Origin of the sequence: Paraburkholderia podalyriae (assembly GCF_014397785.1) — a bacterium.
In the GTDB taxonomy this organism is placed as follows: Bacteria; Pseudomonadota; Gammaproteobacteria; order Burkholderiales; family Burkholderiaceae; genus Paraburkholderia; species Paraburkholderia podalyriae.
The window spans coordinates 184,049-209,519 of sequence record NZ_VZQQ01000005.1; the positions used below are offsets into that span (position 1 = coordinate 184,049).

Annotated in this window: 26 protein-coding genes; 11 read left to right on the forward strand and 15 right to left on the reverse strand. The window is 64.2% G+C overall.

The annotated features are described in order from the left end of the window. The first annotated feature begins 43 nt into the window (after positions 1 to 43). Together F6X42_RS07890 and F6X42_RS07895 are read left to right on the forward strand one after the other, a co-directional pair. Positions 44 to 1,444, forward strand: coding sequence for an aspartate aminotransferase family protein (locus F6X42_RS07890; RefSeq protein WP_187633652.1), 1,401 nt, complete (start codon positions 44 to 46; stop codon positions 1,442 to 1,444). 88 nt (positions 1,445 to 1,532) lie between these two features. Further along, positions 1,533 to 2,036: an Lrp/AsnC family transcriptional regulator gene (locus F6X42_RS07895; RefSeq protein ID WP_187633653.1), complete on the forward strand. Its 504-nt coding sequence runs from the start codon at positions 1,533 to 1,535 to the stop codon at positions 2,034 to 2,036. A gap of 28 nt (positions 2,037 to 2,064) precedes the next feature. Here F6X42_RS07895 and F6X42_RS07900 read toward each other — a convergent pair whose 3' ends face one another. The 11 genes from F6X42_RS07900 to F6X42_RS07950 all read right to left on the reverse strand — a co-directional run bounded on the left by F6X42_RS07900 (position 2,065) and on the right by F6X42_RS07950 (position 12,472). After that, positions 2,065 to 2,466 carry a helix-turn-helix domain-containing protein gene (locus F6X42_RS07900; protein WP_187633763.1) on the reverse strand — a complete coding sequence of 134 codons (402 nt, stop codon included), beginning with the start codon at positions 2,464 to 2,466 and terminating at the stop codon, positions 2,065 to 2,067. An 11-nt stretch (positions 2,467 to 2,477) separates the two neighbouring features. Then, positions 2,478 to 3,650: an NAD(P)/FAD-dependent oxidoreductase gene (locus F6X42_RS07905; protein ID WP_187633654.1), complete on the reverse strand. Its 1,173-nt coding sequence runs from the start codon at positions 3,648 to 3,650 to the stop codon at positions 2,478 to 2,480. Then, on the reverse strand, positions 3,647 to 5,023 hold the full coding sequence (locus F6X42_RS07910; protein WP_187633655.1) for an FAD/NAD(P)-dependent oxidoreductase: 1,377 nt from the start codon (positions 5,021 to 5,023) through the stop codon (positions 3,647 to 3,649). The genes F6X42_RS07905 and F6X42_RS07910 overlap by 4 nt, the downstream gene beginning before the upstream one ends. Continuing rightward, on the reverse strand, positions 5,002 to 5,313 hold the full coding sequence (locus F6X42_RS07915; RefSeq protein WP_187633656.1) for a (2Fe-2S)-binding protein: 312 nt from the start codon (positions 5,311 to 5,313) through the stop codon (positions 5,002 to 5,004). Before F6X42_RS07915 ends, F6X42_RS07910 begins: the two co-directional genes overlap by 22 nt. Then, positions 5,310 to 6,086 carry an amino acid ABC transporter ATP-binding protein gene (locus F6X42_RS07920; RefSeq protein ID WP_187633657.1) on the reverse strand — a complete coding sequence of 259 codons (777 nt, stop codon included), beginning with the start codon at positions 6,084 to 6,086 and terminating at the stop codon, positions 5,310 to 5,312. Before F6X42_RS07920 ends, F6X42_RS07915 begins: the two co-directional genes overlap by 4 nt. Before the next feature lie 18 nt (positions 6,087 to 6,104). Continuing rightward, positions 6,105 to 6,761, reverse strand: a complete 657-nt coding sequence (locus F6X42_RS07925; RefSeq protein ID WP_187633658.1) for an amino acid ABC transporter permease — start codon at positions 6,759 to 6,761, stop codon at positions 6,105 to 6,107. 113 nt (positions 6,762 to 6,874) lie between these two features. Next, a complete protein-coding gene (locus tag F6X42_RS07930) occupies positions 6,875 to 7,678 on the reverse strand; it encodes an ABC transporter substrate-binding protein (RefSeq protein WP_187633659.1) in 804 nt (267 codons plus the stop codon). Between the two features lie 78 nt (positions 7,679 to 7,756). Beyond that, on the reverse strand, positions 7,757 to 9,034 hold the full coding sequence (locus F6X42_RS07935) for an NAD(P)/FAD-dependent oxidoreductase (RefSeq protein ID WP_187633660.1): 1,278 nt from the start codon (positions 9,032 to 9,034) through the stop codon (positions 7,757 to 7,759). A gap of 81 nt (positions 9,035 to 9,115) precedes the next feature. Beyond that, positions 9,116 to 9,784, reverse strand: a complete 669-nt coding sequence (locus F6X42_RS07940; RefSeq protein WP_187633661.1) for a haloacid dehalogenase type II — start codon at positions 9,782 to 9,784, stop codon at positions 9,116 to 9,118. A 105-nt stretch (positions 9,785 to 9,889) separates the two neighbouring features. Further along, positions 9,890 to 11,383 carry an aldehyde dehydrogenase family protein gene (locus tag F6X42_RS07945; RefSeq protein ID WP_187633662.1) on the reverse strand — a complete coding sequence of 498 codons (1,494 nt, stop codon included), beginning with the start codon at positions 11,381 to 11,383 and terminating at the stop codon, positions 9,890 to 9,892. A 474-nt stretch (positions 11,384 to 11,857) separates the two neighbouring features. Then, positions 11,858 to 12,472, reverse strand: a complete 615-nt coding sequence (locus F6X42_RS07950; protein WP_187633663.1) for a helix-turn-helix domain-containing protein — start codon at positions 12,470 to 12,472, stop codon at positions 11,858 to 11,860. Positions 12,473 to 12,784: 312 nt separating this feature from the next. On the opposite strand from F6X42_RS07950, the gene F6X42_RS07955 reads away from it, so the two are divergent. The 7 genes from F6X42_RS07955 (at position 12,785) to F6X42_RS07985 (ending at position 20,058) form a co-directional block, all read left to right on the forward strand. After that, positions 12,785 to 13,654 (forward strand): GNAT family N-acetyltransferase, encoded by an 870-nt coding sequence (locus F6X42_RS07955; protein ID WP_222945511.1) that lies wholly within the window; start codon positions 12,785 to 12,787, stop codon positions 13,652 to 13,654. Between the two features lie 6 nt (positions 13,655 to 13,660). After that, positions 13,661 to 14,584 carry a 2-hydroxyacid dehydrogenase gene (locus F6X42_RS07960; protein WP_187633665.1) on the forward strand — a complete coding sequence of 308 codons (924 nt, stop codon included), beginning with the start codon at positions 13,661 to 13,663 and terminating at the stop codon, positions 14,582 to 14,584. A gap of 94 nt (positions 14,585 to 14,678) precedes the next feature. After that, positions 14,679 to 15,773 carry a tartrate dehydrogenase gene (locus tag F6X42_RS07965; RefSeq protein WP_187633666.1) on the forward strand — a complete coding sequence of 365 codons (1,095 nt, stop codon included), beginning with the start codon at positions 14,679 to 14,681 and terminating at the stop codon, positions 15,771 to 15,773. Between the two features lie 86 nt (positions 15,774 to 15,859). Next, positions 15,860 to 17,338, forward strand: a complete 1,479-nt coding sequence (locus F6X42_RS07970) for an NAD-dependent succinate-semialdehyde dehydrogenase (RefSeq protein WP_187633667.1) — start codon at positions 15,860 to 15,862, stop codon at positions 17,336 to 17,338. 2 nt (positions 17,339 to 17,340) lie between these two features. Next, a complete protein-coding gene (locus F6X42_RS07975) occupies positions 17,341 to 18,333 on the forward strand; it encodes a M14 family metallopeptidase (protein WP_187633668.1) in 993 nt (330 codons plus the stop codon). Further along, positions 18,330 to 18,674: a cupin domain-containing protein gene (locus tag F6X42_RS07980; protein ID WP_187633669.1), complete on the forward strand. Its 345-nt coding sequence runs from the start codon at positions 18,330 to 18,332 to the stop codon at positions 18,672 to 18,674. Before F6X42_RS07975 ends, F6X42_RS07980 begins: the two co-directional genes overlap by 4 nt. 55 nt (positions 18,675 to 18,729) lie before the next feature. Next, complete coding sequence (locus F6X42_RS07985) at positions 18,730 to 20,058, forward strand: NAD(P)/FAD-dependent oxidoreductase (protein WP_187633670.1); 1,329 nt, start codon at positions 18,730 to 18,732, stop codon at positions 20,056 to 20,058. Between the two features lie 70 nt (positions 20,059 to 20,128). Here F6X42_RS07985 and F6X42_RS07990 read toward each other — a convergent pair whose 3' ends face one another. From F6X42_RS07990 to F6X42_RS08005, 4 genes are all read right to left on the reverse strand, one after another. Next, complete coding sequence (locus tag F6X42_RS07990; protein ID WP_187633671.1) at positions 20,129 to 20,437, reverse strand: hypothetical protein; 309 nt, start codon at positions 20,435 to 20,437, stop codon at positions 20,129 to 20,131. Between the two features lie 171 nt (positions 20,438 to 20,608). After that, positions 20,609 to 21,286 carry a DUF1028 domain-containing protein gene (locus F6X42_RS07995; protein WP_187633672.1) on the reverse strand — a complete coding sequence of 226 codons (678 nt, stop codon included), beginning with the start codon at positions 21,284 to 21,286 and terminating at the stop codon, positions 20,609 to 20,611. 10 nt (positions 21,287 to 21,296) lie between these two features. Beyond that, entirely contained in the window at positions 21,297 to 21,728 is a 432-nt protein-coding gene (locus tag F6X42_RS08000) for a RidA family protein (protein ID WP_187633673.1), read from the reverse strand. Beyond that, complete coding sequence (locus tag F6X42_RS08005; RefSeq protein ID WP_187633674.1) at positions 21,728 to 23,110, reverse strand: flavin-containing monooxygenase; 1,383 nt, start codon at positions 23,108 to 23,110, stop codon at positions 21,728 to 21,730. The genes F6X42_RS08000 and F6X42_RS08005 overlap by 1 nt, the downstream gene beginning before the upstream one ends. A 149-nt stretch (positions 23,111 to 23,259) precedes the next feature. Between F6X42_RS08005 and F6X42_RS08010 the strand changes: the two genes are divergently transcribed. Both F6X42_RS08010 and F6X42_RS08015 read left to right on the forward strand, forming a co-directional pair. Then, positions 23,260 to 24,183, forward strand: coding sequence for a LysR family transcriptional regulator (locus F6X42_RS08010; RefSeq protein WP_187633675.1), 924 nt, complete (start codon positions 23,260 to 23,262; stop codon positions 24,181 to 24,183). Positions 24,184 to 24,306: 123 nt separating this feature from the next. Further along, complete coding sequence (locus F6X42_RS08015) at positions 24,307 to 25,458, forward strand: SRPBCC family protein (protein WP_187633676.1); 1,152 nt, start codon at positions 24,307 to 24,309, stop codon at positions 25,456 to 25,458. Positions 25,459 to 25,471 lie beyond the last annotated feature (13 nt).

Consider the following 25,471-nt stretch of genomic DNA (forward strand, 5'->3'; position numbering starts at 1 on the left):
GGGGTGACGCTCACCTGATCGCAACCCGCGGGGAAATACCATCATGTCAAAATCATCGCTCATCGACGCCGACCGCAAGCATCTGATTCACCCGGTCATCAACTACCGCGCGCACGAAGCGCGGGGTACCACCGTACTCGAATCCGGACACGGCGCGTATCTGCGCGACATCGACGGCAACGAGCTGCTCGACGCGTTCGCGGGCCTGTGGTGCGTGAACGTGGGTTACGGTCAGCAGAGCATCGTCGAAGCGGCGACGCGGCAGATGACGAAGCTACCTTACGCGACCACCTACTTCCACTTCTCGTCGGAACCTGCCATCGAGCTGGCCGAACAACTGGTTGCGCTGTCCCCCGCTTCGCTGCGGCACGTCTATTTCACGCTCGGCGGCTCCGATGCGGTCGACTCGGCGATCCGCTTCATCACCCATTACTTCAACGCGACGGGGCGTCCGGCGAAAAAGCAGATGATCGCGCTCGAGCGCGGCTATCACGGCTCGTCGAGCGTCGGCGCGGGGCTCACCGCGCTGCCCGCGTTCCACCGCAACTTCGACCTGCCGCTGCCGCACCAGCACCACCTGCCGTCGCCCTATGCGTACCGTCAGCCGCAAGGCGAAGACGCGCAGACGCTGATCGCCGCGTCCGTCGCCGCGCTCGAAGCGAAAGTGGCGTCACTCGGCGCGCAGAACGTCGCCGCGTTCTTCTGCGAGCCGATCCAGGGGTCGGGCGGCGTGATCGTGCCGCCGGTCGGCTGGCTCAAGGCGATGCGCGACGCGTGCCGCCGTCTCGACATTCTGTTCGTCGCCGACGAAGTCATCACGGGCTTCGGTCGTACCGGTCCGCTATTCGCATGCGAGGCGGAACAGGTCGAGCCGGATCTGATGACGGTTGCGAAGGGGCTGACCTCGGGTTATGCGCCGATGGGCGCGGTGCTGATGTCCGACGAAATCTACCAGGGCATTGCAGGCGACGCGCGCGATACCTCGGTCGTCGGTCACGGCCAGACCTACTCCGCGCATCCGGTGAGCGCCGCGATCGGACTCGAAGTGCTGCGCCTTTATCACGAGGGCGGTCTGCTCGCGAACGGTATCGCGCAGGCGCCGCGTTTTGCCGCCGGGCTCGACGCGCTGCTCGATCATCCGTTGGTCGGCGACTCGCGTCATCGCGGCCTGCTCGGCGCGCTCGAACTCGTCGCCGACAAGGATTCGCGCGCACGCTTCGATCCGTCGCTGAAGCTGCCGGACAGGATCGCGGCAGCGGCCTACAGCAACCGCCTCGTGTTCCGCGCATTCGGCGACAGCATCCTCGGTTTCGCACCTGCGCTTTGCTTCGGCGAAGCGGAGTTCGAACAACTTTTCAGCCGTTTGCGGCGCACGCTCGACGAGGTGCTCGATCATGCGGAGGTGCGCGCCGCGTTGCGCGGCGCGAGCCGCGCAGCCGCCTGAGCGCGTGATAACATCGGCCTGCGCGGCGCCTGGCTCAGGCGAAGCGCGATAAAGCGAAAAGCAGAACCTTCGACGGGCAGACCGATACATGACGACAAGCGGCGACACGAAGCTGGACCGGATCGACCTGCGTATTCTTTCGCAACTGCAGAAAAAAGGCCGTATCACGAACGTCGAGCTTGCGGACGCTGTGGGGCTCTCGCCGAGCCCCTGTCTGATTCGCGTGAAAAGGCTTGAAAAGGCCGGCTATATCATCGGCTACGGCGCACACATCCAGCTCCAGAAACTCGGCGACGTGCAGATCGTGTTCACCGAGGTCACCCTTGCCGACCATCGCCGCGAGGACTTCGCCAAGTTCGAGGCGGCGATCCGGCCTGTGGACGAAATCATCGAATGCCATCTGGCGAGCGGCGGATACGATTACCTGCTGAAGTTCGTCACGCGCAGCGTCAATCACTATCAGAGCGTGATCGAAGGACTGCTGGAGCGCGACATCGGCATCGAAAAGTATTTCAGCTACGTCATCATCAAGACGCCGTTCGTGAAATCCGAATACCCGCTGGAAGCGCTGTTCTCGCAACAGCATCAATGAAGCGGTCGCCGCAGTCAGCCGGTGACTGTCAGCCGTTGGCGCTCAGCCACTCACCCGGCGTCGTGCCAAGCACGCGTTTGAAGTGCCGGCACAGATGGCTTTGATCGAAGAAGCCCACCTCGGCCGCGACGATCGACGGACGCAAGCCGCGCCGCAGCAGGCGCTGCGCGTGCCGTACGCGCACTAGCCTCACATATTGCTGCGGCGACACGCCCATCTCCGCGCTGAAGCGCACCGCAAACCTCGAAATGCTCAACTCCGCGACGGCCGCCAGTTCGGACAGGCTGATCGGCTCAGCGAAACACGCATCGATGAAGTTGACCGCACGCTGGACGGCGCGGCTCACGCGATCCGGCGCGCGTGTCGTATGACGGTTCGCGCCCGCGAACTCGGGCGCGGATGATGATGAGGCTGGGCTCGGGCTCAGCATCGACGCTGCGCTCACGCAACGCGCGACGGGGGCGCAGCCGCCGGCGTCGCATCGCGACTGGCCCCGAAGCGGCGGATGTCGAACGGCTCGAGCGGCGTGGTGGTGGCGCCGGTGTCGATCAGTTCGGCCATCGTGTCGCCAACGCCCGGACCCAGCTGGAACCCATGGCCGCAAAAACCGAACGCATAGAACAGGCCGCTGGTCGTACCGCTCGCGCCCATGATCGGCTTGTCGTCGGGCATATAGCCTTCGACGCCGCTCCATACCCGGATGATGTTCAGCTTGCGCAGCATCGGCGCGACGCGCTGCAGTTGCCTGAACTGCAGCAACGTGCTTTGCGGCAGGACCTTCGCGCGACGTTCGTCGAGATACGCTGGCGCACGCGCGCAGCCGCCGATCACGATGTTGCCGCGCGCGACCTGGCGGAAGTACACCACCTCCTCGATCCGCGGCGACGACACGCCGACCACCGGCTGGATAGCATACGGCACGGGTTCGGTAACGGCCATTTGCGGACCGTTGACGGCGATCGGCACCGCTTCGCCGAACTGCTCCGATAGCAGATTGCCCCACGCACCCGCGGTGATCAGCAGCACGGGGGCATGGAACGTACGGCCGTCGGCGCTCGTCGCGCGAAACTCGGCGCCGTCTTTTTCCACTGTCACGACATCGCAGTTTTCGACGATCTGCGCGCCGAGCCGTGTCGCCGCGCGGGCAAACGCGGGCGCCGCGAGCCGCGGATTCGCGTGCCCGTCCATTTGCGAATACGAGCCCGCCAGCACCTCGGGACCGAGAAACGGAAACCGCGCGCGCAGCGCGTCGCCGCGCAGCAGGTCGAGCTTGAGACCGTAGTGCGCGGCCTCCTTCGCGTACGTTTCGAACTGGTCGGCCTGCTCTTCGCGATAGCAGACGCGGACATGGCCTGACATCAGAAACTCGGCGTCGTGCTGGATCAGTTCGGGCAGACGCCCCCAGATTTCGCGCGAACGGTTCGCAAGCGGCAACTGCGGCAGAAGACGCCCCTGCCGGCGCACGTTGCCGAAGTTGGTACCGCTTGCCTGCTGGCCAACCAGCTGGCGCTCGAGCAGGATCACCGAGCGGCCCCGTTGCCTCAGAAAAAATGCGGCGGAGGCACCCATGAAGCCGCCGCCCACGATCAGAACATCGGCTTGTGCGCGGTTCATTCGGTCTCCTCCACGGTTGCGATGGCGAGCGGCTTCACGGGTGCCTGCCCGCGCAGCCGGCCAACCTGCTCGAGCGGCACGTGCGCCTCCGCCGCGATCACCTCCGCGCCCGCATGGCCGCAGTAACGGCCCTGGCAGCGTCCCATGCCGACGCGGCTAAACGCTTTTGCGCGGTTCGCTTCCTGCGCGCCTTCGTCGCGCACCACGCGGCGCAGTTCGCCCGCGGTGATGCCTTCGCACCGGCACACGATCGTATCGTCGGACAGTCGGGCCGCCTGCGCGGCAGGCCAGCCAAACGCCTGCGCGAGACCGAGCCGGAAGCGATCCATTTTGCGTTGTTCGCGCATCAACGTGTCGAGCGTCGTGGCCGGAACCGCGCGCCCGAGATCGCTCAACGCGGCATACGCGGCGAGCCGTCCGGCAATCTCCGCGCCGTCCGCACCGAGCACGCGCGCGCCATCACCCGCGATATAGACGCCTTTTTCGGTACTGCGGCCGAGTTCATCGATTTGCGGCACCCATTGCCGCGACAGCGCATCGAAACGGAAAGCGCAGCGCGCGAGATCGGCAAGCTGAGTCTCCGGACGCAGGTGATAGCCGAGACCCACCGCGTCGCAATCGACCTGCGCGACGTTGCCGCGCGCATCGCGAAAGCGTACGCCAAGCACGCCGTCGTCCGCATTGCCGAGAATCTCGAGCGGCTCGATGCCGTTTTCGACCCGCACGCCCGAGCGCTTCAGCGCCGCGACGAGCGCGCGGCCCTTGCGCAATACGTCGACGCGCGACAGCAGTTTGGGCAGCGCGCGCAGGCGCGCACCGCTCTTCGACGTGTCGAGTACCGCTGCTACGTTGGCGCCCGCCTGCACATACTGGTTCGCGACCAGATACAGCAATGGGCCGGTCCCCATGAACACGACCTGGCGGCCAATCGCGCAGGCCTGCGACTTCAGCGCGATCTGCGCGGCACCGAGGCTGTAGGTGCCGGCGAACTGCCAGCCTTTGACCGGCATCAGGCGATCCGTCGCGCCGGGGCACAGGATCAGCGCATCGTAGCCCAACGCGCTAGCGTGTCCTTCATGCACGATATGCAGCTTGCCTTGCGCGACGTTCCACGCCAGCGTCTGCGCACGGTAATCGATCTGCGGGCGCAGTCGTTCGAAGGTGCGATGCAGGTCTGCCGCGCGCGCGGCTTCGGTGCCGTACAGCTTCGCGTACGGCCGCGTGAAGCCTTCGGGCTGTCGCCGGTAGATCTGGCCGCCATCGCGTCTGCCTTCATCGACGACGATCGGGCGGATGCCGCCCGCCAGCAGGGTTTCCGCGCAGCGCACGCCTGCAGGCCCTGCGCCGACGATTACGATGCGAGGTTCGCCCATTGCGCCTCCGGTTGCGTCGTGACGACGCGCATGCCTGCTTCGACGACGGTGGTGCAGGCGCGCAGCCGCTCGCCGTCCGCGGTCCATACCCAGCAATCCTGACACGCGCCCATCAGGCAAAAGCCGGCGCGCTTTTCATCACCGAATTCGGACTGCCGCACCTGCCGCACCGAGCACAGCATCGCGGTGAGCAGCGTGTCGCCGGCCAGCGCCTGGACCGTCTCGCCGTTGATCGTCAGCTCGACTTTGGCGCGAGCCGTCTCGCCTACGCGTACGAATCTGCCGTTCATGCCGCGGCTCCCGCGATACCGTCCGGTGACACGTGAGCGTCGCTGCGATTGGTCAGCACGTGACGCAGGAATTCGCGGGTGCGCACCTCGCGCGGCGAACCCAGCACCTGATGCGCGGTGCCCTCCTCGATGATGAGTCCAGCGTGCAGAAAGCACACCCGGTCTGCCACTTCGCGCGCGAAGCCCATTTCGTGAGTGACGACCAGCATCGTCATGCCTTCGCGTGCAAGGGTGCGCATCACGCCGAGCACTTCGCCGACCAGTTCGGGATCGAGCGCGGAGGTCGGCTCGTCGAACAGCATCGCCTTCGGCTTCATCGCGAGCGAGCGAGCAATCGCCACCCGTTGCTGCTGCCCGCCCGAAAGCTGGTGAGGATAGGCGTGCAGCTTGTGGCCGAGCCCCACCTTGTCGAGCAGTTCCGACGCTTCGCGTTGCGCGTCCGCGCGCGCCTGGCGTTTGACATGCACGGGCCCTTCCATCACGTTCTCGAGCGCGGTACGGTGCGGAAACAGGTTAAAGCGCTGAAACACCATGCCGACCTGGGAGCGCAACTGGTTGATATGGCGCGCGCGCTGTTCGACGCGCTCGCCGAGCAGGCGAATTTCGCCTTCGTCGTATGCTTCCAGCGCGTTAATGCAGCGCAGCAGGGTCGACTTTCCAGAGCCCGACGCGCCGATCAGACAGACCACTTCGCCGTGGCGGACGTTTAGCGAAATGCCCTTGAGAACGGGTACGGCGCCAAAACTCTTGTGCACATTCGTGATTTCGATCATCGCATCCTCACTTCGCACTTATCTGGCCTTGTGCCGACCGAAACGTCGCTCAAGCGTACGGGTCATGCTCATCAACGGCATGCTCATCGCCAGATAGCCGAGCGCGACGAGTGTGTATACCGTCAGATTCTGAAACGTCGACGACGCGATCAGTTGGCCTTCGCGCGTCATTTCGGCGACCGTGATGGTGGACGCAAGCGATGAGTCCTTCAGCATCATCACGAGCGTGTTGCTGTACGGTGGCAGCGCGACCTTGATCGCCTGCGGCAGGATCACCCGTATCATCGTCTTCACGCGCCCCATGCCGATCGACTGCGCGGCTTCGTACTGGCCCGGATCGACCGCCTCGATGCCCGCCCGGAAGATCTCCGCGATGTAAGTCGAATAACCGAAACCAAGCCCGATGATGCTAGCTTGCAGCGCCGACACCTGGATGTGGATTTCCGGCAGCACGAAGTAGATGTAGAACAGCAGCACGATCATCGGCAGACCGCGCACGACGTTGATCATCGTGCTCACCCCGCGTACGACGAGCGGATAGCGCGACATCTTCAGCAACGCCCAGGTCAGGCCGAGCACGGTGCTCAACAGCAGACAACCCAGCGTGATGACGATGCTCATCACCGCGCCTTCCAGCAAAATCGGTACAAAGTCGGCTATATCTTGCCAGTGCATGTCGTGCCTTCCGTTGCTCTTTGCATTCGTTCAGTCCGCTGCCCCGCCGGGCGGCGGACATCGCAGGGCGGGTCCCGCCTCGCAGCGGCACGCCTCTTGTCACGACAGGCGGGTCAGCTCGTGAGGTGCCACTTCTTCAGGATCGCGTCGAGCGTGCCGTCGGCCTTCATCTTCGTCAGCGCGTCGTTGATCTTCACCATCAACGCGCTGTTGCCCTTCTTCACCGCGATCGCGATGTCGAATTTTTCCATCGGCACGTAGGCGTCGTCGACCCGCGTTCCGGCCATCGCGCCCGCTGCCTCCTGGGCCTTCAGGATCGGATAGTCGTTGAAGCCCGCGACGATGCGGCCAAGCGCGACATCGCGCGTCATGTCGGCGGGACTGTCATACATCTTCACTTCGGTGAAGATGCCGAGCTTCTTCAACTGATCGCCGTAGTCGGTACCGGTCGGCGCGCCGACCGTCATGCCCTTCATGTCCTGCACCGAGTGATAGACGGCCTTGTTCGTGTCCTTCACGATGATGCCTTCGCCAAACGCCGTCACCGGCTGCGAGAAATCGACCACTTCGGCGCGCTTCGGCGTCGGCGTCATGCCGGCGACGATGATGTCGATCTTGCCGGATACCACCGACTGGATCAACGCCGAGAACGGCACCGCGCCGTACGACACGTTAAAGCCCTCGCGCTTGCCGATCTCCTTGACGACATCCGGCATCAGACCTTCGATCTTCTGCGTCTTCACGTCCATGAATGTGGTCGGTGCGCTCGACGGCGGCGAGCCCGCGGTGAGCGTCGCCGTCTCGGCGGCGTGGGCGGCGCCCAACATCATCGTCATCGCGAGGCCCGCGCCTGCGGCAAAGCGTTGAACCGTGTTGAAACGGACGGCGGAAGCAGGCTGGAACATGAAACGCAACATGGGGATTTCCTCTGGGAATAGTGATTTTTCAATCTGCGCGCTGCCCTGCCATCTGACAGTAGCGGTCAGTCGATCCATTCAATGCAGTACATCCTGCAACCTGTAATACGCGCCAACGAGCGGCAGAAACCACGCGCGTCCAAAATGTCCTGGAATCGCGGGCCATTCGAGCGTTCGCCACGGATTGCGCGAGGCGGCGCCGAACATCACGTCGGCCATCAGTCGGCCCATGTGCACGGACATCTGCACACCGTGGCCGCTGTAGCCCATCGAATAAAACAGTCCTTCATGCTGGCCTGCGCGCGGCAGGCGGTCGGCCGTCATGTCGACGAGGCCGCCCCAGCAGTAGTCGATGCGCACGTCGGCCAGCTCCGGGAAATAACGTGCGAGCGCGTCACGCAGAATCCGCCCGCTTTTCTCGTCCGAACGCGGATTCGACATCGCAAAGCGCGCGCGGCCGCCGAACAGCAGACGCTCGTCAGGCGTCGCACGAAAATAGTTGCCGATGTTCAGCGTCGTCACATACGAGCGGCGCGTCGGCAACAGCGTGTCGAGGTGTGCCTTGCCGAGCGGCTCGGTCGCGACGATGAAGCTGCCGACCGGCGCGATGCGGCGGCGGAACCATTGCAGCGGACCGACCTGCGACGTGCCCGTGGCGATCAACACTCGCTCGGCGCGTACCGTGCCGAGCGGACACTGCACGTCGAACGCGTGGCCGCCGAGCGGCTTCAGGTCCGTCACAGGCGCGTTCTCGTAGATCCGCGCGCCGCGGCGTGCCGCCGCCTCGCCAAGACCCACGCCGAATTTGCCCATGTGCATCTGCATGCCGTTGCGCTGCACCAGTCCGCCGAAAAAACCGTCCGATGCGATCTCCTTGTGAATCTGCTCGGGCGGCACGAGTTCGACATCGGGATCGACTTCGCGCCGCAACACCTCGTACGACTTCGCGAGCGACGCGAAATGGTGCGGCTTCGCCGCGAGCTTGATCTTTCCGGAATGGCGCAAATCGCAATCGATCTGCTCGTCGGCGATGATCGATTTCACCGTCTCGACGGCGCCCGCATACGCGCGGTAGAACTCCGCCGCGCGCTCGCTGCCGACGCGTGCGGACAGAGCGGCATAGTCTTGCGCGACGCCCGTATTGCAATGGCCGCCGTTACGGCCCGATGCCTGCGCCGCGAGCCGGCCCGCCTCGAACACGATCACCGACCTGCCGCGTTTGGCGAGCTCCAACGCAGCCGACAATCCGGTGAAGCCGCCGCCGACCACCGCAACGTCCACCCGCTGCGGCAGCGGACTCTCCGCGCCGTGGGCAAAGCGCGGCGCGGTGTCGAGCCAGTAGGAGTCGAGCTTCATCGTGATCCATTCCTGTCGGTTGGTTGCGCCGTTCTCACCGGCGCGCGCGAAGCGATGTCGGGAGAAGGCCGGAGCTGCACATCAGAGGCCGAGCAGCGACGCCAGTTGCGGAATGCCCGACACTTCGTTGACGCCGTAGTACGGGTTCAGCGGCTCGTGGCCACGGTTGACGAACGCCTTGTGCCTGATGCCCATGTCGTACGCGGTCATCAGGTCATAGCGGAAGCTCGACGACACGTGCAGCACGTCTTCCGGATTGCAATCCAGTTGCGAGAACATGTACTCGAAGGCTTTTTGCAGCGGCTTGTACGCCTGCGCCTGCTGCGCGGTGTAGACCTTGTGAAACGGCGCGCCGAGCTTGTCGACGTTGCTGTGGATCTGGTCGTCCGATGCGTTCGACAGGATCACGAGCTTGTACTTCGAGGCCAGTCGCGACAGCCCTTCCGGCACGTCCGCGTGCGGGCCCCAGCTCGGCACGGCTTCGTAGATTTTTTGCGCGGTCGCTGCTTCGAACGGCACGCCAGTGCGTTCGCAGGTGCGGCGCACCGAGTTCTCGACCACGTCGCGGTAGGGTTTCCATGCGCCCAGTACTTCGTCGAGGCGATAGCCACGGAAGAACTCGACGAACTCATCCATCTTCGCTTTGTCCAGCTTGTCGCCGTAAAGCTGGCGCGCGGTCAGGCCCATCTGGAAGTTGGTCAGCGTGCCATAGCAGTCGAAAGTGATGTACTTCGGCTCGAAATCGATCATGGTCAACATCCTGTCGTCGTGGCGAACCTGTTCGCAGGCTCGGGTTCAGTTTCGGATTGAATCAGTGCGGTTGATGCTGGCGTAAAGCCGGTGTAAGGCGGTACTTCACAGCGCTTCGAAATCGATCAGCACGCTCTTGTGCCGCATGCTCGCCACCATCGCCTCGCGGCCGAGATCCTTGCCGATGCCGGATTGGCCGAAGCCGCCCGTCGGAATGATCATGTCGCCGCTGCGGCCGTAGCGGTTGATCCAGATCGTGCCCGCCGCGATGCGGCGCATCGCCCGCAGCGCCTGGCCGATGTCGCTGCTATGAACTCCGGCCGCGAGACCGTAGATCGGATGCGCGGCGAGCGCGATGCCCTCTTCCTCGTCTTTGAATGTCTGTACCGTCAGGACCGGGCCGAACAGCTCCTCGCGCACGGCGGGCGTCTCGGCGGTCACATTGGCGAGCAGTGTGGGGCGGTGGAAATAGCCTTCACCGGTGCCTTCGAAAAAGCCGCCGCCGAAGATCACTTCCGCACCGCTGTCGCGGCTTTGCTCGATCAGCGCTTCGATGCGCCGCGCCTGGCCGGCACTGATGATCGGCGAATAGGCGGTGCGACTGTCCCACAGCGGACCGGGCTTGATCGGCTGCAGTTGCCGTTGGATGGCGTCGATCAGCGGCTCGGCCATGCGCTCGTGCACGATCAGCCGCGTACCGGCCACGCAAGCCTGGCCGCCGTTGGCCGTAAAGCCGCGTGCAATGCAGCGCGCCGTATGGTCGAGGTCCCGCACGTGCTCGAACACCAGTTGCGGGCTCTTGCCGCCGAGTTCTAGCGTGACGGGCTTGGTGCCGTGCATCGCGGCGTCGCTCATGATCGCGGCGCCCGTGCGGGTCGAACCCGTGAAGCTCATTTTGGAAATGCCAGGGTGACGCGTCAGCGCGGCGCCAGCCGTCGCGCCGCGGCCGTTCACCACGTTGAAGACACCGGGCGGCATGCCTGCCTCGATGGCGAGTTCCGCGATGCGCAGCGTCGAGAAAGGCGTCATTTCCGACGGTTTCATCACGACCGCGTTGCCCGCCGCGAGCGCGGGGCCGCACTTCCATGAACACATCGACAGCGGGAAATTCCACGGTGTGATCGCCCCGATCACGCCGTACGGTTCCGATGCGATAAAACCGAGACTATCGCGGCGCGTGGCCGCGATATCGCCGCCGAGCTTGTCGGCCAGCTCCGCGAAAAAGCGGATTGCCTCGGCGGTGAACGGTACATCGGACGCGTAGCTTTCCGTCACCGGACGCGTCGAGCTGACCGTTTCGAGTTGCGCGAGGCTCACCGCATCGCGATCGATCAGCTCGGCCCAGCGGCTCAGCACCTTCGCGCGTTCGCGCGGAGAACGCGTGCCCCAGCCGCTCGCCCTCCATGCAGCCAACGCATTGCTCACCGCGTGATCGACGGTAGCGTCCGACGCGTCCGGCACATGGCCAAGCAGCGCGCCATCCGACGGCCGATGAACGGCGAGCTGCGCTTCGCCGGCCGAATAGTACGCACCGCCAATGAAATGCCCCTGCGGCAACGGCACGGCTGAAGGATCGAAATCGAGTGACGGAGTGGACATGCCCGGCCTGATCGGTAAGTTCAAGTATGTGGTGCCGCGTGCGCCAACGCACCGATGACTCCGGGCACCACTCGGCACTGCTGTTCGCCCATCACGACCAGCGAATGAACGAACATCGGATGAAGTTCATTTTAATGAACATCGAATGAAATACTAGTGGTCAAAAATAAACTCTGCGAAAAATTCGTTGTGCGCTGCGATACATTGCCGGCCGCGCAGCAGGCGCTGCCGCAGTGGCGCGCGCAAGCAACAAGCCCGCGCGGCTGTGGCGCACGAGCGAGGCCACGCGACACGTTCACCCGCTCGTGCAGCGCAAAAATGAAAGAGGCAAAAAAGAGAAAGAAAGGCGTTGACGTCAGCCGCCGTCCGCGTGACCAGGACACGACGCATCAGAACGACGCGATGCAAAGAGAGGGAGGACAGAGCCGCCTGCCACACACGACAACACGACACGCGGCTCGCGTTATAGACAGATCAGAGGTGAATGACGGGCGGCTGCGTATTCATGATCCATAGCAAGCGCGCGGTCTTCCTGCTTTCGTTGCGCACGCTGTGCGGCACCGTGCTCTTGAACTGGAAACTGTCGCCCTCGCGCAGCTCGGAGCGCCGGTCGCCGACATTCAGCACGACCGTGCCTTCCAGCACCAATCCCGCCTTCTCGCCGATGCCGACCAGGACTTCTTCCGAACCGGCGCCGGCCGGCAGCATAATGATCATCATCTGCAAATCGTGATCGCCGTGCGGCGACAACAATTCTTTCTGCATGCCGTTCTTGCCGACTTCGAACAGCGGTCTCTCGGCCGCCTTGCGCACGAAATCGCCGGTGATCGGGTCCGAGACCGCGTCGTCTTCTTCGAGGAGCGCGGTGAGCGGAACCTCCAACGCCTGGCGCAGGCGCTCGAGAATGCGCACCGACGGATTGGCCTTGTTGCGCTCGACCTGGCTGACCGTGCCTACCGATACGCCTGCGCGCATCGCCAGCTCGTTGATCGACAGACCCTGCGCGACGCGCAGCGCGCGCAGACGAGTGCCGACGTCGCCATGACCCGGGTCGGCCGCGCGCTTCTTGATGATCTGTGTTCGCTGCATGGGTTTCCTGTCGATGACGTTGCGGTTGTCGTGCCGGGCACGGCCCGTGGCATGCGAAGAGGCACGCCCGTCGCTACAATGAACGGTCGTGCAATCTTCATCATTATATTGAATATAGCACCGTCGGAGTGAACGACAAAAATACCTGCGCCGTTGCGCTGCGCGTGGCTGGCCGAAGCGAATCGGGTGCGACCATGCGTGCGCGCCAATAACAAAAAGATCGTCCTATGAAGCGGGCACAGGGAATGCGAAAGTCTAGACTGTCCAGACTGATTACGCCGCCAGCAGGAGTTTGCAGTGTCCGAACCAACCATGAAGAAACCACCCCGCTACCGCCGTCTCACGTCCGCTGACATCGCCGCCGCGCACGGCCTCTCCGTTGCGGTGCGCTGGCCGCACCGCGCCGAGGACTGGCGCTTCATGTGCGACGCCGGCACCGGCTTCGTCGCCGAAGACAATGGTGTTGTGATCGGCACCGCGCTGTGCTGGAAGTTCGGCGCGGACCGGGGCACGCTGGGCCTCGTGATCGTGTCGCCGGACGAACAGGGACGCGGCATCGGCCGCAAGCTGATGGAACTGGTGCTCGAAGAACTCGGCAACCGCGTGACCTTCCTGCATGCAACGGTCGCCGGCAAGCCGCTTTATGAAAAGCTGGGCTTCGTCGCCTGCGGCGGACTCACCCAGCATCAGGGTACGCTCGGCAGTGTGGCCGCCGTCGCGCCGCCGCCCGGCGAACATCTGCGTGCGGCGACGCCCGCGGACACGCCCCGGCTGATCGAACTCGCATCGCGTGCGAGCGGCCTCGACCGCAGCGCGACGATACCGTCGCTGCTCGAATTCGCGCAAGGCGTGGTGCTCGAACGCGCCGGCGAAGTGCTCGGTTTCTCGCTGTTCCGACCGTTCGGACGCGGCTACTCGATCGGACCGGTGGTCGCGCAACGCTCATCCGACGATCTGCGCGCCCGCGCACTGATCTCTTACTGGCTCGCGCGGCATGCCGGCGATTTCGTGCGGATCGACGTGCCGGGCGATGCCGGCATCCACGACTGGCTGACGAGCGTCGGCATGACGCGCGTCGATTCCGTCGAAAAGATGGTGCGCAACGCTTGCGCCGACGCGCGCGAGGCGGCCCCCGACGCGACCTGGCGCGCGTACGGCATCATCAACCAGGCAATGGCATAAACGGCGATGGCCGTCCTCTACAAAGCCGATCCGGTGCGCGGCGCGCTATGGGCCGAGCGGTTTGCGCGGCTGGCGCCCGAGATCCCGTTCCGCGTGTTTCCGGACATCGGCGATACCGAGGCCGTGCGCTATCTGGTCGCGTGGCAACCCGGCGACCTCGCGGTCACGCTGCCGAATCTCGAAGTCGTGTTCTCGGTCGGCGCAGGCGTCGATCAACTGGATCTGTCGCAGATTCCGGCGCATCTGCCGGTGGTGCGCATGCTCGAACCGGGAATCGTCGAGGGCATGGTCGAGTACGTCACCGAGGCGGTGCTGGCGATTCACCGCGATCTGTTCGATTACGCGTTGCAACAGCAGGCGCGCGTATGGCAGCCGCTGCCGCTACGCGCTGCGGCGTCGCGTCGGATCGGAGTGCTTGGCCTCGGCATGCTCGGCACGGCGGTACTGCGGCGTTTGCGGCTATTCGGCTTTGCGTGCGCGGGCTGGAGCCGCTCGCCGCACGAGATCGACGGTATCGCCTGCTATGCGGGCGACGCCGGGCTCGATGCGTTGCTGGCCCGCACCGACGTGCTGATCTGCCTGCTGCCGCTGACAGACGCGACGCGCGGGCTGCTGTGCCGCCGGCTATTCGACACGCTGCCCCGGGGCGCGTCGCTGGTGCACGTTGGGCGCGGAGCGCAACTCGTCGGCGGCGATCTGCTCGACGCGCTGCAAGGCGGGCAGCTTCACAGCGCGGTGCTCGACGTCACCGACCCCGAGCCGCTGCCCGCGGACCATCCGCTATGGGCGCAACCGCGCGTGCGCATCACGCCGCATATCGCGAGCGCGACGCGGCCCGAATCGGCTGTCGATGCGGTGCTGGAAAACCTTCGTCTTCATCGCGCGGGCGAGCGCATGAACGGCCTGATCGACCGGACCCGCGGGTACTGATACCCATGCGCGGCCCGACACCCGAACGCAACCCCAATTGGCGAAACCCGCGGTGTCGGCAGACAGCGCGCGATTACCGCAAGGAGAGAAACGTATGACCCGCAAATACCGGATTGCCGTCATTCCCGGCGACGGCATCGGCACCGAAGTGATGCCCGAATGCCTGCGCGTGCTGGATGCCGTCTGCAAGCGCTTCGACCTCGGCATCGACTACCGGCAGATCGAATGGGCGTCGTGCGACTACTATGCGCAACACGGTCGGATGATGCCCGACAACTGGAAGGAGCAGTTGCAGGACTGCGATGCAATTCTGTTCGGCGCGGTCGGCTGGCCCGACAAGGTGCCCGACCATATTTCGCTGTGGGGGTCGCTGCTCAGGTTCCGCCGCGAATTCGACCAGTACGTGAACCTGCGCCCCGCCCGCCTGTTCGAAGGCGTGCCCTGCCCGCTCGCGAACCGCAAACCGGGCGATATCGACTTCATGATCGTGCGCGAAAACACCGAAGGCGAGTATTCGTCGGTGGGCGGCACGATGTTCGAGGGTACCGACCGCGAAGTCGTGATGCAGCAGTCGATCTTCACCCGTCACGGCACCGAGCGCGTGATGAAGTTCGCGTTCGATCTCGCGCAGCGCCGCGCGAAGAAGATCACGGTTGCGACGAAGAGCAACGGTATCGCGATCAGCATGCCGTGGTGGGATGCGCGCGCCGATGAAATGGCCGCCCGCTACCCGGACGTGAAGATGGACCGTCAGCACATCGACATTCTGTGCGCGCGCTTCGTGCTGAACCCCGATCGCTTCGACGTGGTGGTCGCGTCGAACCTGTTCGGCGACATCCTCTCCGACCTCGGTCCCGCGTGCACGGGGACGATCGGCATCGCGCCGTCAGGCAACCTGAATCCCGACCGGCGCTTTCCGTCGCTGTTCGAGCCGGTCCACGGTTCGGCGCCCGACATCGCCGGCAAGGGCATCGCCAATCCGGTCGCGATGATCTGGTCGGCCGCGATGATGCTCGACTTCCTCGGCAACGGCGCGGGTGTCGAGCGCGAGGCGCACGACACGATCGTCGCCGCGATCACGCAGGTGCTGAAGGACGGCCCGCGCACCGGCGACCTGGGCGGCAGCGCATCGACCGCGGAAGTCGGCGCGGCAATCGCGGCGCGGGTCGCCAGCGCGGGTCGTCAATAGACACTGCTCACGCAGCGCGGATAGCATGACTGCCCGGCGCGTGCCGGGCGCTCTGCCCCGCACCCCAACCGCACTGGAGACATCACATGAGCACGAATCTCGAACAGCAGGCCCGTGCGCTGATCCGCACGGACAACTTCATCGACGGCAAGTGGATCGCAGCTGCGAACGGCCGCCGGTTCGCGGTCACTGATCCGGCAACCGGCAAGCTGATCGCGGAGGTGGCCGACAGCGGCCCCAGCGACGCGCGAGCCGCCACCGACGCCGCCGCCAAAGCGCTGCCCGCATGGCGTGCGAGCCTCGCGAGCGAACGCGCGGCCGTGCTGCACCGCTGGCACGCGCTGATCATCGCGAATCGCGACGCGCTCGGCGCGTTGATTTCGCTCGAACAAGGCAAGCCGCTCGCCGAAGGGCGCGCCGAGGTCAGCTATGGCGCGTCGTACGTCGCGTGGTTCGCCGACGAAGCTACCCGCATCTACGGCGATCTGATTCCGCAGCAGCAGCGCGGCAAACGGATGAGCGCGATCAAGGAACCGATCGGGGTCGTCGCCGCGATCACGCCGTGGAATTTTCCGCTCGCGATGATCGCGCGCAAGATCGCGCCGGCGCTCGCGGCAGGCTGCACGGTAGTCGCGAAACCCGCGGAAGATACGCCGCTCACCGCAATCGCGCTCGCGATGCTGGCGCACGAGGCGGGCGTGCCGCATGGCGTGCTGAACCTGATCTCGGCCTCGCGCGCCGCGGCGGCGAAGACGGTCGGTGAATGGCTCGCCGACAGCCGCGTGCGCAAGATCACGTTCACCGGCTCGACGCCCGTCGGCAAACACCTCGCGCGCGAATCGGCGAGCACGCTGAAGAAGCTGTCGCTGGAACTCGGCGGCAATGCGCCTTTCATCGTGTTCGACGACGCCGACCTCGATGCAGCAGTCAATGGCCTGCTCGTTGCGAAATTTCGCAATGGCGGACAGACCTGCGTGTGCCCGAACCGCGTCTACGTGCAACGCGGCGTCTACGAGCAGTTCTCCGCGCTGCTGTGCGCGAAAGTGGCCGAGCTGCGGGTCGGGCCCGCGAGCGATCCGGCTTCGCAGATCGGCCCGATGATCAACGAACGGGCGGTGGAAAAGATCGCGCGTCATGTCGACGACGCGCTCGAGAACGGCGCGGTCGTGCTGACCGGCGGACGTCGGCTCACCGAGTTGGGGCCGCGCTACTACGCGCCCACGGTGCTAGGCAACGCCACCGCGTCGATGGCATTGTGCGGCGAGGAAACCTTCGGCCCGGTCGTGCCGCTGTTCCCGTTCGACAGCGAGCAGGAAGCGGTGCTGGCCGCGAACGACACGCCATTCGGGTTGGCGTCGTATTTCTATAGCGAGAACATGCGCCGTATCGAGCGCGTATCGCGCGCGCTGGAAGCGGGCATCGTCGGCATCAACGAAGGTGCGCTCGCTTCGGAGGCGGCGCCGTTCGGCGGCGTGAAGGAATCCGGCTACGGTCGCGAAGGATCGAAGTACGGACTGGATGACTATCTGTCGATCAAGTATCTGTGTCAGGGAGGACTGGAGTGAACATGCAAGCCTATCCGATCGAAGTCGAATTTCCGGACCTCTCGGCGCACGCCGCCGGCAATACCGGCATTGCTTACCTGCACACGTTCGACTCCGGCCAACCCGGACCGCACGTGATGATCAATGCGCTGACGCACGGCAACGAAGTGTGCGGCGCGATCACCGTCGACGCGTTGTTGCGCAGCGCCCTGCGGCCGCGCCGCGGCAAGCTCACGCTGTCGTTCGCGAACGTCGCCGCTTACGCGCGGTTCGACCGGGCGACACCCGACAAAGCGCGTTTCGTCGATCAGGACTTCAACCGCGTATGGACCGCCGCGAAGCTCGACGACGTTGCGACGCGCTCGTCCGAGCTCGATCGTGCGCGCGCGATGCGGCCGGTGATCGACACGGTGGACCTGCTGCTCGACTTGCATTCGATGCATGAAAAAAGCGCGCCGCTGATCGTTGCGGGCCCGCTGCGCAAAGGCGCCGAACTGGCCGAGCGGCTCGGCGCGCCCGCCACCGTGATCCAGGACGAAGGCCATCCCGAAGGCCGCCGGATGCGCGACTACGAGGGCTTCGGCGACGACGCGAGTCCGAAGAATGCGCTGTTGATTGAATGCGGCCAGCACTGGGAAGCCAGCGCGGTGACGGTCGCGCGCGACTGCACCGCACGTTTTCTGTTGCTGTCGGGCATCGTCGACGCAGCCGACCTGCCGTCCGGATGGATCGCGCCGCTGCCCGACGAAATGCTGATCGTGCGCGTGACCGAACCGGTCGTCGCGAAGAGCATGGATTTCCGCTTCGCGGGTCCCTACACCGGGCTCGAAACTTTCGACAAAGCCGGCACCGTGATCGCATGGTCCGACGGCCAGCCGGTCTCGACTCCGTACGACGACTGCATGCTGGTGATGCCCTCGCTGCGCCAGTTGCGCGCCGGCGTCACCGTGGTCCGGCTAGGCCGCATCGAACGACGTATCGACCTGCGCTCACGACAACAGGAACAAGCCACATGAAAGTTCAGCAGATCAGGCAAGCGGCGCACGTCACCGCGCTCGATGATTGGGGAACCGCCGGTCTGCCCGGCACCGAACCGTCGCGCGTATCGGGACGCCAGTACGTGATTGCCGGTCATGAAGCGGTCGATACCGGCGTGTTCGAGTGCTCGCCCGGCACCTACAGGCGTTCCGTCAAGCAGGCGGAGGTCATGCATTTCATCAAGGGCAGCGGCACCTTCACGCCCGACGGAGAAGACACGATCCGCTTCGCCGCCGGCGACACGCTGTTTTTCGAAGCAAACACGGAAGGGCTTTGGAACATCGACGAAACGCTGCGCAAGATCTACGTGATCTTCTGACTGCGCCACAGGCACCCGGCATTCGCCGGTCATGTCAATCCACGGTTGCTCGAACATGCTAAGAATCGACGAAGTCTCGAATAGCGAGGGATTCCCCGATCGCTGCGACGTCGCAGTGATCGGCGGCGGCATCATCGGCGTCAGCACCGCTTACGAGCTTGCGCGGCGCGGCGTATCGGTCGCGCTGCTCGAGAAAGGCATCATTGGCGCGGAACAGTCGGGACGCAACTGGGGTTGGGTGCGCCAGCAGAACCGCGACCTGCACGAGTTGCCGCTCGCGATGCAGAGCCTCACGCGCTGGGGCGAGTTGAGCGACGAACTCGGCGAAGACATCGGCTTCCGGCGAACCGGCATTCTGTACGGAAGCGAGAAGTCCGCGGACGTCGCGCAATGGGAAACCTGGCTCGGCAAGGCGCGTGCGCTTGGCTTCGACAGTCAGTTGCTGTCGGCTCGCGAACTGGCAGCGCGCGTTCCGAATGGCCAGGCGAAGTGGGCGGGCGGCGTGTGGTCGCATTCCGATGGACGCGCGGAGCCGTCCATCGCTGCGCCCGCCATTGCAAAAGGCGCGCAACGACTCGGCGCGCGCGTGCATCAGACCTGCGCGGTTCGCGGACTCGACATCAGCGCGGGCCGGGTCGCCGGTGTATGGACCGAGCGCGGCCTGATCGGCGCGAGCAGCGTCGTGCTGGCCGGAGGCGCGTGGAGTGCTCTGTTCTGCCGGCATCATGGCATCGATCTGCCGGCGCTCAACGTGATCGGCACCGCGCTGCGCACGGCCGAAGCGCCGGCCGTGATAGACGGGTGCTTCTCGGGCCCGAACTTCGCGATGAGGCGGCGGCTCGACGGCGGTTATACGATCGCGGTCCCCGGCTACGGACGAATGGAAATCGCGCCACAGAACCTGCGGCACGCGGTCAAGTTTCGCAAGATGTTCCGCAGCAAAATCAACAAGAAGCTCAAGTTCCGGATGGCGCAGCCCTTTTTCGGCGGCCCCGAAGGGAGTGCGAACTGGCGTAACGACGACATTTCTCCGTTCGAGCTGACGCGGGTTCTCGATCCTGCACCCGATGCCGAGTGGCCGGCCCGTGCTCTGAAAAACGTCGCGACGGTGTTTCCCGAACTGTCAGGATTGCGGATCGCTGATGCGTGGGCGGGCGCGATCGACACGACGCCCGATCTGGTGCCGGTGATGTCACGCGTGCATAGCACCCCCGGCCTCGTGATCGCGTCCGGGTTCAGCGGCCATGGATTCGGACTGGGACCGGGCGCCGGCATGCTAGTGAGCCGCATCGTGACGAATGACGCGACCGGGATCGACATACAGCCGTACCGATTGACGCGCTTTACCGATGGAACCCGGCTGGCGAGACCGGAAATGATGTAACGGCGATGGCGGGAATACTTGCCAACCGCGATCGCATTCGCACGCGTCGCGGCGCGCACTTTGCGCCCGGCTAGTTGACTAGCGAAAACTTCACCGGAATGTCTGCACGATCGGTCAGTTCGTCAAGGCAGTCGACAAGCAGGTCTAGCGCCAGGAACGTGCCGGCATCGAATCCTTCCGCATGATAGCGGCGCAGTTCCTTCAACGTCTGCTGCAAACGGCGTATCGCGGCAGGATGACTGTCGCGCAACGGCCAGCAACACAGCAGGTATGCCAATGGCGTCAGGCTGCGCGCCTCGCACCACGTGTCGAACAGGCGCAGGCAGATTCTATCGATCTCTTGCAAGCGCCTGCGTCGGTCCAGAAAGTCCGCAATCATTTTGCACGTCGCCTTTCGATCTTCGCAACAGTTAGCGATGGTGAATCAACGGTCGATAGCGCGCAGTCGTCAGCGGCTGCAAATGATTACGGCAATGCCTGATCCAGACGTCAGAAAATCCTGAGTCGGGTTTTTCCCACGCTGAACGGTTCGAGCGAGGGGCTCGACAGCTCACTGATCGCCGGGCACGCCGTAGCTCGGCGCCGCGGTCGGATTCAACGCGCGCGCGATGTAGTCCAGCATCTGCGGCCGATACGCTTGCCATAGCGCGTCGAGTTTGCCGATCGGATCGTCATCCGCCCAATCGACCCGCAGATCGACGACCGGCCACACGTGCGTATCGACGATCTTCAGAGCCGCCGAATGCACGGGGCCTGCTTCTCCGCCAGCTTCTACGGCCGCATGCATCGCGTGTAGCAGACGCTCGGCGAGCGCGCCTTGTGCGCCCTCGAACGCTTTCACCATCGCGTCGATCACCGGCTTGCCGGCGAGCAGATTACCCGCTGCCACACACTGATTTCCCGCGACGGCGTGATGCACGCCGAGTGCTTCCTTGCCGGTGAAAAGCGCGGTTCGCCCTTCGCTGTCGACCACCGTCACCTGCCGGTACTCGCTCCATTCGCTCGCGCCTAGCGCCCGTTCGAGCGCCACATCCGCCGCGATACGTTCGCTGTCCAGCAGATCGAGAATCTGCGGCCCGAGCGCGGGCAACGTCACGTTCTGCGTCGCCACCGCACCGACGCCAGCGCGCGCCCACGGACACCTCGCACCGACCGCAATGCTCGATGAACTGATCGCGATACCGAGCTGACCGGTCTTCCCACAACGTCCGACGATCGAGAATGTCATGAGCGGCTCCTTACGCCTCAGCGGGCTTCCAGTTGTCAGGAATCACGGCGATCACGTCGATTTCCATCAGCCATTGCGGCTGGCCGAGCGCGCTGACGCAGAGCCCGGTCGAAATCGGATATACGCCCTTCAGCCACTTGCCGACTTCCTGGTACACCGGCTCGCGATAACGCGGATCGGTGATATAAGTCGTCGTCTTGACGATATGCGACAGATCGCTGCCCGCTTCTTCGAGAAGCTGCCTGACGTTCTTCATCGCCTGCTCGGCCTGCGCGCGTGGATCGCCGAGACCGATCAGGTTGCCGTCGAAATCGGTACCGACCTGGCCGCGCACATAGACCGTATTGCCCGCGCGAACCGCCTGGCAAAGATCGTTGTCGAGCGACTGGTTCGGGTACGTCTCCTTCGTATTGAACATGCGGATGCGAGTATGCGTAGGCATCAGTTCACTCCCACTTCTTTGGCCTTCGGAGCGTGCGATGCGTCGCACGCCGTATCGGTTGGATTCGCGCTTGCATTCGCGGTTGTATTCGCGCCAGGCATAGCGCGCGCGTCCTGCTGACGCTGCGACGCGTCGCGATACGCGAGGTATTTTCGCTGTGTGACGATGTGATCGGCAATGTGTCTGGCGTCGTGCCAAACGCCCCAGATAAACGACGACGCGCGCCGCGACAGCCACGGCAAGCCGAGGAAATACACGCCGGGCTCCTTCGATACACCGCGCTGATGCTGCGGCTTGCCGTTATCGTTGAACGCGTTCACGTGCAGCCAGCGGAAATCGACGGCATAGCCAGTGGCCCAGATGATCGTGCTCACCTCCGCCTTCCTCAGATCCAGTTCCCGCAGCGGATGCGTCACGCACGCCGGATCGGGTGGAATAAAGCGTGCGTCGGGGTCTTCCGGCAGGTCGACGCCGTTGCGCTCGACGTAGTCGTCGGCGGCATCAAGCAGTGACATCAGGTTTTCGTCGCCACGCTTCAGATTGGCGGCGAGGTCCTGTTCGAAGGTCGCCACGCCATTCGCGAACGATTTCGTCGTGCCGACGAGCGTCATACCCCGATGCGCGAGCCTGCGAAAATCGATGGTCTGGCCGCCGTATGCGCCGCTGACGGCGATGGTCACGTGCTCGCGTCCCGGAACGGCGACTTCCTTATCCCATTCGCCGAGCACACCCAGCCACCAGCAGAAATCGCGACCGCGATAAGCGCGCGGCGGACGGTCATGCGCACCGACGGACAGATAAACCGTGCGGCCCGCACGTTGCAGTTCATCCGCGATCTGCACGCCGGACGACCCCGCGCCGACCACGAGCACCGCGCCTTCGGGCAGTTGCGCCGGGTTGCGATAGTCGGCCGAATGAAGCTGCGTGAGGTTGACGTCCTGTGGCGCGATGGGGGGAATGACGGGACGCTGGAACGGCCCTGTCGCAACCACCACGCGACTGGCTTCGATCGTGCCATCGGACGTTGCGATCGTAAATCCTGGCTGGCCCTTCTTACGCTCGACGCTCGTGACCTCGACCCCTGTGCGGATCGGCGCATTGAACTTGCGCGCATAGGCTTCGAAGTAATCGGCGACCTGATCCTTGGCTGCGAACGCATCGGGATCGAGTCCTTCGAACTCCATATTAGGGAAGCGGTCGTGCCAGGCGGGACCATTGGCGACCAGCGAATCCCAGCGGCATGTACGCCAGCGTTCGGCGATGCGGTCGCGCTCCAGCACAAGATGGGGCACGCCGAGTTTGCTCAGGTGTTCACTGATTGCCACGCCAGCCTGACCCGCGCCTATGACCAGCGTATCGATCGACAATGTTTCAGCCGCCATGGCCTTCTCCTTCTGAAAAGCGGTCGGACAGAATCTACGCCGCGTCGCGGACAACAAAAACTATATTTTAAAAATGCTTTGCATCGTTTTTCGCTATGCAAGCGACAATTAGCGCGCGACAATCGGTTCGACCGATCATGGAGCAACTGATGGACGGCAACTCGATACGCTACTCGTTGCGTCAGCTCAGGTACTTTGTCGTCACGGCCGAGACGCTTTCGTTCACCGCCGCGGCAAAGCGGCTGCACATTTCGCAGCCGTCCATCTCGACGTCGCTCGCGGATCTGGAGGAATCGTTCGGCGTCCAACTGTTCATCCGCCATCACGCCAGCGGCCTGTCCCTCACGCAACCGGGCCGCGATCTGCTCGGCCACGCTCGCAATCTGCTTCAGAACGCCGAGGAATTGCAGTTGACCGCGACGGAAATCGACGGCGGGATGTCGGGCTCCATCTCGCTGGGCTGCATGGTGTCGCTGGCCCCGCCGCTGATGCCCGGCATCATCAGCCGCTTCGTGCAGGATTACTCCGCGATCACCTTTCGTACGACGGAAGCGCATCAGGACACGCTTTTGAGCGGCCTGCACGACGGCTCGCTCGATATCGCGCTGACCTACAGCCTCGATATCACCGATGGAATCGCGTTTACCCCGCTGCTTTCGCTGCCGCCGTATGTCATCCTGCCCAAGACACACCGGCTTGCACGGGCACGCAAGGTATCGCTGGCCGATCTGCTGCCTGAGCCCTATGTGATGCTGGACCTTCCGCATAGCCGCGAGTACTTTTCCGCGCTGTTCGACGCAGTGGGCAGCCGCCCTACCGCGGCTTTCCGGTCGTCACAGCCTGAAGTGGTGCGTGGCATGGTCGCCAACGGCTTGGGTTACAGCATACTCAACTTCCCGCTGAAGTCGACCCGGACAGTGGACGGCGAAGACTTCGTGATTAAACGTTTCAAGGAAAACGTCAATGCGACAACGCTCGGCATTGCACTGTCGAGCACCGTCAAGGCGCGTGAGGTGGTCAAACGCTTCTCGGCATTTTGTGAAACGTATATTCGGCGCCTACACATCCATTAACAGCCCGGAAAGCGTGACGACATAGGCTCAAACTATGCACTGCATCCAAAAACAATATTTTACCTAGCAATTTGGATTGTTAGATTGATGCTCATCGGATGTACACACTGACGGGAGGCGCACATGGCAGCCATTCTTCAGTCGGCGGACACTGAGCTCGACATCGTTCGCGCGCTGCGCGAGAACTGCGAGCGTCCGTTCGAGGATGCACACGCAATGCCGCCTGCGGTCTATACGTCGGAGGCGTTTCTCGCACTTGAACAACGTAATGTGTTTCACAACGAGTGGTTGTGCGTGGGCCGCGCGAGCGCCCTCGCCACGAGCGGCAACTACCTGAGCGCACAAATCGACGATCAGCCGGTGTTCGTGCTGCGTGATGCGAGTGGTGCGTTGCGCGCATTCTCGAATGTTTGCCTGCACCGGATGTCGGTACTGCTCGAAGGGCGCGGCAATGTGCGCCGGATCGTGTGTCCCTATCACGCATGGAACTACACGCTCGATGGCTCGCTCGCGGGCGCGCCGCTGATGGATCAGCAGCCGGGCTTTTGCAAGGAGCAATACAGGCTGCCCGAGTTGCGCTGCGAGACGTGGCAAGGCTGGATCTACGTCACGCTCGACGAGCACACGCCTGCGGTGGAATCTCACCTGTCCGAACTGACGAAGCTGATCGAGCCGTACGGTATGAGCGACTACGTCGAGACCTTCCACGAAGAGCATGTGTGGGACACCAACTGGAAGATCCTCGCGGAAAATTTCATGGAGAGCTATCACCTGCCGATGCTGCATCGCGCAACGGTCGGACCGCACTCGAAGCTCGAAGAAATGGAATGTCCGCCGGGTTCGCCTGCGTTCAACTATCACTGGATCACCAAGGAAGCATCGCTGCCGATTGGCAATGCGCATCCGTCCAATACGCGTCTGCAAGGGCATTGGCGCCGTACCACCGCGTTGCTGGCGATCTACCCGACACATCTGATTACGCTGACGCCTGGCTACTTCTGGTATCTGATCCTGCAACCGCGGGGCGTCGGCCGCGTGCATATCCGCTTCGGCGGCGGTCTCGCACCGGAATTCGTCGACGATCCGCAAGGCGCCGATTACATGGCCACGCTGAAGACGCTGCTCGACGAAGTGAACGCCGAGGACCGGCGCGGCGTCGAGGCGGTGTTTCGCGGCGTGCACGCGCCACTCGCGAAGCCCGGCCATCTGAGCCCGCTTGAACGGCCGAATTACGACTTCGCCCGCTATCTGGCGGGACGCCTGGGGGGGACGTGATTTGCCGCGTCAT